Source organism: Oceanicaulis sp., from assembly GCF_051859625.1.
GTDB lineage: Bacteria > Pseudomonadota > Alphaproteobacteria > Caulobacterales > Maricaulaceae > Oceanicaulis.
In genome coordinates this window covers 17,282-29,598 of record NZ_JBHYFH010000002.1, presented here as the reverse complement: position 1 = coordinate 29,598, position 12,317 = coordinate 17,282, and the positions used below count along the sequence as shown (strand labels likewise).

General features: G+C 61.3%; 7 protein-coding genes. 4 read left to right on the top strand and 3 right to left on the bottom strand.

Annotation, left to right across the window (positions count from 1 at the left end; all coding sequences use genetic code 11):
- Nucleotides 1–70 precede the first annotated feature (70 nt).
- Complete coding sequence (locus ACTIGF_RS09605; protein WP_439636684.1) at nt 71–1,471, bottom strand: helix-turn-helix domain-containing protein; 1,401 nt, start codon at nt 1,469–1,471, stop codon at nt 71–73.
- Between the two features lie 144 nt (nt 1,472–1,615).
- Between ACTIGF_RS09605 and aceA the strand changes: the two genes are divergently transcribed.
- From aceA to aceB, 3 genes are all read left to right on the top strand, one after another.
- Nucleotides 1,616–2,911, top strand: a complete 1,296-nt coding sequence (aceA, locus tag ACTIGF_RS09600) for an isocitrate lyase (RefSeq protein WP_439636683.1) — start codon at nt 1,616–1,618, stop codon at nt 2,909–2,911.
- 150 nt (nt 2,912–3,061) lie between these two features.
- Nucleotides 3,062–3,547 (top strand): ribonuclease E activity regulator RraA, encoded by a 486-nt coding sequence (gene rraA, locus ACTIGF_RS09595; RefSeq protein ID WP_439636682.1) that lies wholly within the window; start codon nt 3,062–3,064, stop codon nt 3,545–3,547.
- 17 nt (nt 3,548–3,564) lie between these two features.
- Nucleotides 3,565–5,163, top strand: a complete 1,599-nt coding sequence (gene aceB, locus ACTIGF_RS09590; RefSeq protein ID WP_439636681.1) for a malate synthase A — start codon at nt 3,565–3,567, stop codon at nt 5,161–5,163.
- 167 nt (nt 5,164–5,330) lie between these two features.
- Here the strand turns inward: aceB and ACTIGF_RS09585 are convergent, their stop codons facing one another.
- Together ACTIGF_RS09585 and ACTIGF_RS09580 are read right to left on the bottom strand one after the other, a co-directional pair.
- On the bottom strand, nt 5,331–7,877 hold the full coding sequence (locus ACTIGF_RS09585) for a TonB-dependent receptor (protein WP_439636680.1): 2,547 nt from the start codon (nt 7,875–7,877) through the stop codon (nt 5,331–5,333).
- A gap of 398 nt (nt 7,878–8,275) precedes the next feature.
- Entirely contained in the window at nt 8,276–10,828 is a 2,553-nt protein-coding gene (locus ACTIGF_RS09580; protein WP_439636679.1) for a TonB-dependent receptor, read from the bottom strand.
- Between the two features lie 298 nt (nt 10,829–11,126).
- On the opposite strand from ACTIGF_RS09580, the gene ACTIGF_RS09575 reads away from it, so the two are divergent.
- Nucleotides 11,127–12,296 carry a hypothetical protein gene (locus ACTIGF_RS09575; protein WP_439636678.1) on the top strand — a complete coding sequence of 390 codons (1,170 nt, stop codon included), beginning with the start codon at nt 11,127–11,129 and terminating at the stop codon, nt 12,294–12,296.
- Nucleotides 12,297–12,317: the final 21 nt, after the last annotated feature.

Genomic DNA, 12,317 nt, shown 5'->3' with positions numbered 1-12,317 from the left:
GGCGGCGATCCGGAATCGGCGGCTGAAGGAGTGTGATCATACGACCTACTCCCAAGGATGGAAAAGCTTATTACTCCCCAAAACTGAACGGCGCGGCGCCGCGCAGATGAGGATCAGCGCGCAAGGCGCGTTGCATAGGGGGAAACGCACGCACGGCGCAATCGTTCCGATCACACAGACGGCAGGACAGGCCAATCGGGGTGAAGCGCTCGCCAGGGGTATAGATGATACGGTCCTGGGCGCTGACTTCGCATCCCACCGCGACCGCGTTCAGCGCCGCCCCGCCATCGGCCAGAGGGCGGGTGACCGCGCGGGAGATGGAGATGAAGCGGCTGCCATCGGTCAGCTCAAGCCCCTGCACATGCAGTTGCTCCGGCGTTCGGAACACATCATAGAGCCGCCAGCGGGCGCAACCGCCGCCTGAACGGGCGAAAGCCAGAACCCCGCCGCCGAACCGCTTGGTCACATTGCCGGCCTGATCGATCCGGATCATGAAAAACGGCACGCCGCGCGCGCCGGGACGATGCAGCGTGGTCAGGCGATGGCAGACCTGCTCAAAACTCACTTCGAATCGGCGGCGCAAGGCGTCGATGTCATAGCGGCTGCGCTCCGCCGCCTCGAAGAAGGTCTGGTACGGCATCATCAGTGCAGCGGCGGCGTAACTCGCCAAGGTCGACCGCAGCATGGCGCGTGCGTCATCGCTGAGCCCGGACGCCCGGTGCGCCTCCTGGTCAAGCACATCGCCCAATTCCAGATTGACCAAGGTCACCGCCAGATGAAACACCCGGCCCGACGGCTCCAACAAGTCAGAGAGCAACAGCTTGCGCGCGTGAAAATCAAACCGCCGCAAGGCGCCGCCCATCACCGCGTCGTCATACAGGCGTACAGCGGCGCCATGAGAGGACTTCAAACGCGCGGTCAGCGCCGCGCCCAGATCAACCGTTTCATCCAGACCGGCGCGGAACCGGTCGCAAGCGTCTTCAATAGCAGGGAAATAGTTTGAAGCGGCGTCCAGCGCGTCGCGCACTTCCTCAAGCGGACTGAGAATGGACGCTCCCTCCTCCCCGGTCGCGCGCAGGGCCAGATCGGCTGCGGCGGCGTTGCTCTCCCGGTAGGCCTGATGAAGCTTGGCGAGCGCTTCGGCGGCGCGCGGATGGGCGTCCGCCAGCTCCTGCACGTCGCGCGCGTCCAGATCCGCGCTCTTCAGCACCGGATCAGCGGCGGCCTCCTTGAGGTCCGCCAGCAATTGACGATCGCTCTCCGCGGCGAACGCGCGCACATCCACATCGAAAACATCTGCGAGCGACAACAGGACACGCGCTGTAACCGGGCGCTGATTGCGCTCAAGCAGATTGAGATAGCTGGCGGAGACATTCAGACTCTCGGCGAACTGAGCCTGTGTCTGGCCGAGCTCCTTACGGAGGCGACGCAAGCGGGCGCCGGCGAAAAGCTTTTCCTGGGACGCGCTCATTTGTAAACTTTGTTACATCCACACACTATGACAAGTGTGTATCGTATACCTCGTATCCTCTTTTTATGCAATGAGGTCATGGCCACGCTGCAACTGCGTTGTAAGGTCGTTGACAACAAATCTTGCAATGAAGGGGTAACCCCGATGACGACGTTTTATGATCTGGTTCCCGCCGCCGCAAAAGGCCGCTTTGACGGCATTGAGCGCAATTACTCCGCTGAGGATGTTCTCAAGCTGCGTGGTTCCGTGCAGATCCAGCACACCCTCGCCGAGCGCGGCGCGGCCAAGCTGTGGGAGCTGATCACCACCGAGCCCTATATCAACGCGCTGGGCGCCCTGTCGGGCAACCAGGCCATGCAAATGGTGCGCGCAGGCCTGAAGGCGATCTATCTGTCTGGCTGGCAGGTCGCCGCCGACGCCAACGTCGCCGGCGCCATGTATCCTGACCAATCGCTTTATCCGGCGAACTCCGCCCCTGAGCTGGCCAAGAAGATCAACCGCACCCTGCAACGCGCCGACCAGATTGAAGTCGCCGAGAACGGTGAAGCCAGCCGCGACTGGTTCGCACCGATCGTGGCCGACGCTGAAGCCGGCTTTGGCGGCACGCTGAACTGCTATGAGATCATGAAAGCCTTCATCGAAGCCGGCGCCGCGGGCGTTCACTTCGAAGATCAGGTCGCCGCAGAAAAGAAATGCGGACACCTGGGCGGCAAAGTGCTGATCCCGACCAGCCAGCACGAACGCAACCTCAACGCCGCGCGCCTGGCCGCCGACGTGATGGGCACGCCGACCCTGACTGTGGCGCGCACCGATGCGGAATCCGCCACCTTGATCAACTCTGACGTTGACGAGCGCGACCATGAGTTCATCGATTATGACGCGGGCCGCACCGCAGAAGGCTTTTATCGCCTGAAGCCGGGCATGGGCGTGGACCACTGCATCAAGCGTGGCCTGGCTTACGCCAAAGTCGCCGACCTTCTGTGGTGGGAGACCTCCAAGCCCAATCTGGATGAGGCCAAGCGCTTCGCCGAGGCCGTGCAGAAAGAATATCCCGGCAAGATGATGGCGTATAACTGCTCGCCGTCTTTCAACTGGGAAGCCAATCTGGACAAGGCCACCATCGAAACCTACCAGCGTGAGCTGGGCGCGATGGGCTACAAGTTCCAGTTCGTGACGCTGGCGGGCTTCCACCAGCTCAATTACGGCATGTTCCAGCTGGCCTCCGGCTACCGCGATCGCGGCATGGGCGCATATTCCGAGCTGCAACAGGCCGAGTTCGGCGCCGAGAAGGATGGCTACACCGCCACCCGTCACCAGCGCGAAGTGGGCACGGGCTATTTCGACCTCGTGAACATGACCCTGTCCGGCGGCAAGGCCTCGACCACCGCCATGGGCGCCTCCACCGAGACCGACCAGTTCAAGACCGACGCAGCGGAATAATCCGCTCTATCGACCTCAGGGATTGCGTTGGTGGACACGCAATCCCTGACTGAGGGCGCTGTGGCGGGCCGCTGGATGCCCGCCCGGCGCTCTCAAGCATTTCCGGACCCGAGTTTTCCACCTCTGCTTACCCCTGACCAGGAGACCTCCATGACCCCGGTTTGCGATTTATGCGACGCGTTCCCCGAGACTGTTCAAGTGCTCGCGCCCGTCCTCAAATCGTATGGCGGCGAACAGGCCTTCTACGGCCAGGTGGAGACCATCCGCACCCATGAAGACAATTCGCGCGTTCGCGAAGCGGTCAATGAGCCTGGATCCGGCCGCATACTGGTCGTTGACGGCGGTGGATCGCTGAAGCGATCGCTGCTGGGCGGAGACCTCGCCGGCAAGGCCGCCAACAACGGCTGGGCGGGCGTCATCGTCAATGGCGCCGTGCGCGATGTGGCGGAGCTGGAAAAAGAAGCGCTCGGCGTACTCGCCCTGACGCTGATCCCGATGAAAACCGAAAAGCGCGATCTTGGCGTGCGCGGCGTCCCGGTCACCGTGGCGGGCGCCGTCGTGCGCCGCGGCGACTGGCTCTATGCTGACCGGGACGGCGTCATCGTCTCCGCCGAGCCGCTGCATCTGCAAACCTGAAACCATAGGAGCGCCTCATGAGCGTCGCCCCCGAAGGCCTTGTCATCCATGGCCCGATGAAGCCCCGCTTTGAACAGATTCTCACCCCGGACGCGCTGACCCTGCTCGCTGACGTACACCGCCGTTTTGACGATGAGCGCCTCGCGCTCTTGCAAGAGCGGCTGAAGCGCCAGGCGCGTCTGGATTCAGGCGAGGAAATTCTCGATTTTCCGGCTGAGACCCAAGCCATCCGCAAGGGCGACTGGACAGTCCCCGCCGCCCCCGCTGATCTCCAGGATCGCCGGGTCGAGATCACGGGCCCTGTGGATCGCAAAATGGTCATCAACGCGCTGAACTCCGGCGCGAAATGCTTCATGGCCGACTTCGAGGACGCCTCGACTCCCTCCTGGGAGAACATGGTCGAGGGCCAGATCAATCTGCGTGACGCCAATGCGCGCACCATCGGTTTCACGGATGAGAAATCGGGCAAGTCCTATGCGCTGAAAGAGGATCCGGCGGTTTTGATCGCCCGTGCGCGCGGCCTGCATCTGGATGAAGCGCATGTCACTGTCGATGGCGCGCCGGTGTCAGGCGGCTTTTTCGACTTTGTCCTCTATCTCTTCCACAACCATGCCAGCACCGCGAAAAACGGCTCCGGGCCCTATTTCTACATCCCCAAGCTGGAAACGCGGTTTGAGGCGCGCCTCTGGTCGCTGGTGATCCGCCATTGCGAAGAACATCTGGGACTTGAGCGCGGCACGGTGCGCATCACGGTGCTGATCGAGACCTTGCCGGCGGCCTTTGAGCTCGACGAAATCCTCTACGAGCTGCGTGAGAACATCACCGCCTTCAACGCCGGCCGCTGGGATTACATCTTCAGCTATATCAAGCGCCAGAAATCAGACAGCGGCAAAGTGCTGCCCGATCGCGCCCAGGTCACCATGGCCGCCCCCTTCATGGCGGCCTACGCCCAGCGCGTGATCGCCGTCTGCCATCGCCGGGGCGCCCACGCCATGGGCGGCATGTCCGCCTTCATCCCGGTCAAAGGCGATGACGCGGCGAATGAAGCGGCCGTTGAAAAGGTGAAAGCGGACAAGACCCGCGAAGCCAGTATCGGCCATGACGGCGCCTGGGTGGCGCACCCCGCGCTGGTCCCGGTGGCCATGGCGGCGTTTGACGCCGTTATGCCCGGCCCGAACCAACTCGACAAAAAACCAGAGGTCAAAGAAGACCGAGTCGCGCTGACAGAGCCTTGCGAGGGCACGATCACCGAGGCGGGTCTCTACGGCAACGTCGATGTCGCCATCCGCTATATCGCCAGCTGGCTGCAAGGGCGCGGCGCAGCGCCCATTCATAACTTGATGGAAGACGCCGCCACGGCGGAGATCTCCCGCGCCCAGCTCTGGCAATGGCGCACGCACGGCGCGAAGACCGATGATGGTCAACTGATCGACGCCGATCGCATCAAGACGGTAATCGCCAAGGCGTCTGACGCGATCAAATCAGAAGTCGGCGACAACGCCTGGGCTGGCGGACGCTTCTCAGAAGCCGCTGACATCCTGGCGGAGTTGGCGCTGAGCGACACGTTTGAGGAATTCCTCACCCTGCCCGCTTACCAGAAAATCCAGTCGCGTTGAGCGACGCGAAATGACTGATTGAGGGCGGCCCGAGGGCCGCCCTTTTTTTGTTCTGCGGCAGGCCCGCGCCTCAAACCGGCGGCGCAAAAGACAAGGGCCGGAGCTTTCGCTCCGGCCCTCGCCGTCCTCCCTGACTGGTCTTTTCTCGCCAATCAGTTGTCTTGATCTTACCACTCCTTGCGAAGCGTCACACCCCAGGTTCTGGGAGCGCCCATAAAGGCGCCAAAGCCGCCAGACTGAGCGAACTGGTCGAACGCCACCTGAGCATAGGCTTCGTCGGTCAGGTTGCGGCCCCAGGCTTCGAGAGACCATTGGCCGTCTGCCTGTGACAGACCCACACGCGCATTCAGGATGGTGAAGGCGTCCTGCACCTTTTCCGGATCCAGGTCAGAGCCCGTATTGTACTCGCTGACATAACGGGCATCCAGGCTCGCCAGACCCCAGACATCACCCCAAAGCGGACGCTCATAGATCACCTGCGCCGTCAGGAAGTTTTCCGGCGACAGAGAAATCTGATTGCCACGCAGATTCGGCGCGATCGAGGCTTCATCGCCATACTCGGCGTTCACATAGGCGTAGCCGCCCGTGATATCGAGGCCGTCAATCGGCGTGGCGTAGGCGAAGTCGATTTCAACGCCGTAGCTTTCAATGCTCTCAATGGAGTTCACCACGAAGGAAATGCCGGTGAAGGTGTTGAGCTGGAAGTCCTCGACTTCCTGATAGAACGCGTTGGCGTTCAGCTGCAGGACATTTCCGAACAGCTGAGATTTGAAGCCGACTTCGTAAGCGTCGATGATTTCAGGCGCGAACCCGGAATCCACATCGGTGTATCCACGCACGGGATCAATCGGACCGTTGAACGAACGGTCAAGGTTGAAACCACCTGCCTTGAAGCCACGCGAATACCCGACATAGCCCATGACATCGTCCGAGAAATCATAGGTCAGGCGGATCGTACCGGACATTTGTTCGTCCGTGCGCTCACGGTCATAACCGGTCTGATCCAGTCCCGTCCGAGCGTAGGGCAGACAGATATTGCCTGCAGCCGTGGCCAGACCGGAAATTGACGCCGCCGGCAAACCTGCTGCAGTCGCAGCGGCGACGAGGCCCGCCACAGGATCCGGGCCGAAGGCCGTTTCCAGCGCGGAGCAAGCCGCAGGACTGTTTGTATTGAACGTAGCGAACACGTTCTTGGTTTCATGCGTATAGCGCAAACCAGCGGTCAGGCTGAGATTATCCGTCAGACGATAGGTGTTGTGAGTGAACAGCGCCCAGCTTTCAGCCGTCTGGTCATAGACGTCGCCAGCCACACCCGTGCCTTCAGGAATGGCCGCGCCCGGCGCGGGAACAGGCAGGAAGCCCTGCGCCCCCGGCACACCGATCAGAGCCGCGACCGGAGCAAGACCTGCGATGGATGCCAGCGTTGCGGAAACGCCTGCAGGCGTGCCCAGCGGCGGCACGCTGCCCGCCGTCAGCAGGCGGCCCAGATAGGCTTCCCAATCATCGCCGTACCGGATGGCGTCGCCCAGCTCCAGCTCCTCATGGGAGAGGAAGCCGCCGACCAGCCAGTCCAGATCACCCCAGATGCCCGTCAGGCGGACTTCTTGGGAAAAACGGCTCAGATCCGTGTAATTGCCGTCAGCCCGATAGGCGATGTCGGCGGTCGAATAGTCGATATCCTGGGTCCGGCTGTTTTCCCACTGACGCCAGGAGGTGACCGTGGTCAGCGTGCCGATCGGCAATTCAATGTCGAACTCGGCGGAGACACCCTTATCCTCGACGTTCTGAGCATATTCGCGGTTCGCATAGGAAACGCGCGCTTCAGGGTCTGCCGGTTGCATCACCTGCCCGCCGACAGAGCCGACGAAGACAGCCGGCGTTGCGGCGTAATCCCATTGCACCGCCGAACAGCAAAGCTCGTCACGCTTGGAGTAATCCGCGATGAAGCGACCTTCGACAGAATTGCTCGGCGTCCACAAGGCCTGTGCGCGGAAGGTGTAATACTGCTGCGTTTCAGAATCGGTGACTTCCGCCGGGCCGTTGCCGTCATCCAGGATCAATTGCTGGAAACCGTCACGTTCGCCCGAGGCGGCGAACAGGCGCAGGGCCAGAACGTCTTCAAAAACCGGTCCTGTGATCGAACCGCTGAAACGGCTGTAGCCATAATCGCCGACCGAGGCTTCCAGACTGCCGCCCGCTTCGAACTCAGGCGCCGCTGTAACCACGTTCAGAACGCCGGCGGAGGTGTTCTTGCCGAACAGCGTGCCCTGAGGTCCGCGCAGCACTTCAATGCGCTCGATTTCACCAAGGTCGCCAAAGCCGACGCCGTTCCGGGACCGGAACACGCCGTCGATATAGACGCCGACCGAGCTTTCCAGGCCGAAGTTGTCGCCCACGGTGCCGATACCGCGAATACGGGCGGTGGTGATGGTCTCGGACTGGGTCGAGGTCACCATCAGACCCGGTGCGATCGAGATCAGATCCTTGATGTCCTTCACACCTGCGTTGGCGAGCGCATCAGTGTCATAGGCGCCGATGGACAGCGGCACGTCCTGTGCGCTTTCTTCACGCTGTTGCGCCGTAACAGTGATGACGTCGACAGTGCGGCGCTCGCCGCCCCCGACCTGCTCAAAGACCTGCGCCTGCGCAGCCGCGCCCAGCACGAAAGTGGATGCGGCCGCATAAAGAGCGGTGCGCGTGAACTTAGACATCATGAATTTGTCTCCTCCCTAATTCAGCGCGTCCGGCATCGCCGGTGGCCGTTGGGCGCGAGTCCGCGCCATTCATCGCTGACTAATGTCCATACAAAGGTGACTGATTTTGCAAAGGCATGGAAGCACCCAATAGCGCTTAAGCATTCCCACAGAGGCCATATAGGGTGCTTTTTTGAATTTTGATATACAACTGTTGCGGCACAGTCACGATGACGCGAACGTCAATCTATGCTGCAGTCGCACAGTCCAATTGGATTATTTACTGAAAACACGCGCTGCACGTGCAGCATAACCCGTCAGCCGACTCAGCGTCAGAATCACACAAGCACAAAAAAGAAAAGGCCGATTCCTCTCGGAACCGGCCTTTCGCATCTGCAGCTAAGTCGCGAAGTGGGGTTTTACCACTCCGTACGCAGGGTCACGCCCCAGGTGCGCGGAGCCCCCAGGAAGGCCGCATAGCTGGCCGTGCCGCGTGCGTCGAGCGACGTGCCCGAGCCCGCGCGGCGGCCTTGAGCAAAGGCGTCGATCGCCACTTGTGCGTAGGTCTCGTCAGTGAGGTTGCGGCCCCACAGCTCGACCGACCAGGCGCCGTCTTCACGACCAAGGCCCAGACGGGCGTTCACCGTGGTGAAAGCGTCCTGAACCTTTTCCGGATCCAGGTCGGAACCGGTGTTGTACTCAGACGCCCAGCGCGCATCCACGCTGGCGCTGGCCAGCAGGTTGTCGAACACCGGACGCGAATAGATCACCTGAGTGGTGAAGGTCTGATCAGGAACCAGCGAGAAATCCTGGCCTTGCAGCGCATCCACAAGCGGGTCGCCCGTATTCACCTCGGTGTACTCGGTGTTGGTGTAGGCATAGCCCGCCGTCAGATCGAGACCATCGATCGGCGTGGCGTAGAAGAAGTCCAGTTCCACGCCATAGGTTTCAGCTTCATCGATGCTCTCAACCACAAAGGCGATGCCGTTGAAGGTGTTGAGCTGGAAGTCGCCGACTTGCTGGAAAAACGCCGAGCCGTTGAGCTGGACCACATTGCCGAACAGCTGGGATTTGAAGCCGATCTCGTAGGAATCCACGGTTTCAGCCGCAAACGAATTGTCCGAGTTCAGATAGCCGTCCGCGCCGATCGGGCCGTTAAGCTGGCGGTCCAGGTTGAAACCGCCCGCCTTGAAGCCGCGCGAATAGCCGCCGAAGACCATGACGTCATCATTGATGTCGTAGGTCAGACGCAGGGTGCCGGAGACTTCCTCGTCCGTGCGCTGGTTATCATAACCGTTCGCATCAAGGCCGGAGCGGTGATACGGCAGACAGATATTGCCGATGGCGGTGGCGCCGCCCTGAATGGTTGCTGCCGGCAGGTTCTGAGCCGTAGCTGCGGCGATGAACCCGTTGATCGGATCAAAACCAAACGCTTGCTCGACAGCCGCACAAGCCAGCGGCTGGTTGGTGTCGAACGTCGCGTAAACGTCCTTGCTCTCATGCGTATAACGCAGGCCTGCGGTCACCGTCAGATTGTCGGTCAGACGATAGGCGTTGTGGGTGAAGACCGCCCAGCTGTCAGCCGTCTGATTATAAACGTCCTGGTTGACGCCCTGGCCGCCGACATAGGCGGAGCCCGGCGGAATGTTGATCAGACCGCCCGTCAGTTGAGCCAGAACGGCGCTGACGCCCGCCGGAGTTCCCAGCGGCGGCACGGTGCCAGCCGTCAGCGAACGCCCAAGGAAGGCTTCCCAGTCGTCACCGACCCGGATGGCGTCGCCCAGAACAAGATCTTCATGGGAGTAGAACGCGCCGACAAGCCAGTCGAGATCGCCCCATTGACCGTTCAGGCGCACTTCCTGGGAGAGGCGCTCGATATCGGTGTAGTTGCTGTCGCTGTCGCGATAGGCCAGGTCCGCGCTGGTGTAGTCGATGTCCTGGCTGCGTGCATTCTCCCAGTTGCGGAAGGAGGTGACGGTGGTCAGCGTACCGATCGGCAGCTCGATATCGAACTCCGCGGACATGCCCCAGTCTTCAACCATCTGCTCATATGTACGGTTGGAGAATGCGACGCGCTCCTCCGGATCCGCCGGATACAGGGCGTCACCGCCAACCGAATTCACCAGTGCGATGCCGGCCGGGGTGTAATCCCAGGACGCAGCCGAACAACACACTTCATCACGCTTTGTGTAATCAGCGATCAGGCGCCCGGTGACAGACTCGCTCGGGGTCCACTCCAGCTGACCGCGCACGGACCAAAAACCCTGATCGTCAGAGTCCGTATCCGTGTACTGGCCGTTCTGGTCCTGAACATACAGGTCCATATAGCCGTCGCGCTGACCTTGCACCGCAAACAGACGGCCCGCCAGGACGTCTTCGATGATGGCGCCGGTCAGATGGCCGCTGAGACGCGAGTAGCCGTAATCGCCGACGGTCGCTTCAAGAGCGCCGCCGTTTTCAAATTCCGGGCCTGCGGTGACGATGTTCAGAACGCCGGCGGAGGTGTTCTTGCCGAACAGCGTGCCTTGCGGGCCGCGCAGGACTTCGATCCGCTCAAGCTCGCCCAGGTCGTTGAAGCCCACGCCGTTACGCGCGCGAAACACGCCGTCGATATAGACGCCGACCGAGCTTTCCAGGCCGAAGTTGTCGCCCACGGTGCCGATGCCGCGAATACGGGCGGTAGTGATGGTCTCGGACTGGGTCGAGGTCACGATCAGGCCCGGCGCAATCGCCTGCAGATCCTTGATGTCGCGAACGCCAGCGTTGGCCAGCGCTTCGGTGTCATAGGCGCCAATGGAGATCGGAACGTCCTGTGCGCTTTCTTCACGTTGCTGGGCGGTGACCGTGATCACGTCGACCGTACGGCGTTCGCCGCCGCCGACCTGATCAAAAACTTGCGCTTGAGATGCTGCGCTGAGCGTCAGGCTCGACGCCGCTGCAAGCAAGGCGATCCGATTAAAGGATGGCACCATGGAGACTCTCCCTGATTGAACGCAGTCTTCATTGACTGCTTGTCTATCTGATCAGCCTGAGGCTGGACGCGCGGACCATGACTGATTTGCAACGCAATAAAAAGATGCTGCATGCGCGCCATTCAATCGAGAATGGCTGAAAAAGGCCTTTTTGTTTGAATAATTTATTACCGGTGCGGCGCAGCAACAGATTGCAGCATCCTTCCCTCGCCCAGCGCGCAGAGCCGCAGCTGAAAACAGTTACGCTCTGACAACGCCTTCACGGTTAAGATCGGAAGGAACAAGGAAAGGCCCGGGCGTGAACGACGACGTGATGACCCAGCTCAAGCGCCATCTGGCGAGCGCGGAGCAGATTGACGTAAGCCGCTACCAGTTCGTGAATATGGACCGGGTGCGCGATGCGGCGGGCGATCGTTGGCCGGAATGGCGCGAGCGGGTTTTCATCGCCTCTCGCTCCATTATCGACAAGCGGGTGGCCGAAGACGACCTGATCATTCAATGCGCCAGCGGGTATCTGGTGATCTTCAAGGCCCTGTCCGGGCCGGAAGCGCAAAAGCTGACCAACAAGATCAGCCATGAAATGGAACAGTTCTTCCTTGGGGAAGCCTTCATCAACCAGCTCAAGGTTGAAGCCAAAAGCGAACAGCTGAGCGTTGAGGAATTCGCCGCGACGATGGCGTCCGCCGAGATCGACGAGCCCCGCCAATCCAAAACCGTCCAGACAGAACCCAACCAGAACAAGGCCTTCTCCTTGTTTTACCAACCGGTCTGGGACAAGAAGCGGGAAGCGGTCGCCAGTTACTTCGTGCGCGCAGTGAATGCAGACGTGGACTCCCCCTATCAGGCGCGCAACACCGACCTGATGCTGACCGATCTCAAGCCCGACGCACGTCTGGCGGTGGACATGGCGGTGCTTGGCGACGCTGCGGAAGCGCTTGAAGACCTGGTCCGGACGGGCACCCGATGCGCTTTGATCGTGCCGGCGGGTTACACCTCGCTGAGCAATCCGCGCACGCGTTCGCAATATGTCATGGCGTTGGCCGACCTGCCGGCCGAACTGCGGCAGCTTGTCTGGGTCCAGATCAAGGACGCCCCTGCGGACCCGCCCTCAACCGTGCTGGATGAAACCTTGCGCATCCTGCGCTCGCAGAGTGCGAAACTCTATGTGCATGTGCGCACGGACTGGCCGTTCTGGAGTCGGTTTGAGAATCTGGGCGTGGACGCCATCGGCGCAGACCTGCCGGAACGCCTGACCGAGAATGACCGTCTGGACATCGAGCGCTTGCTCGCCAGTGCAAAACGTGGCGGCAGCGCGGTGTATTTCAACCGGGTTGAGAGTTGGGAGACGTTTCGCGCGGCGACGCGGACCGGGGCGCAATTGTTCGCAGGACGCGCCGTCGGGCAATTGCCCCATCCGGCAGCGCCCTTTCGGCTCACACGCGCGCGACTGCTCAACTCGGCTCGATAACCTCCCCCTTGCCCTTAAGCA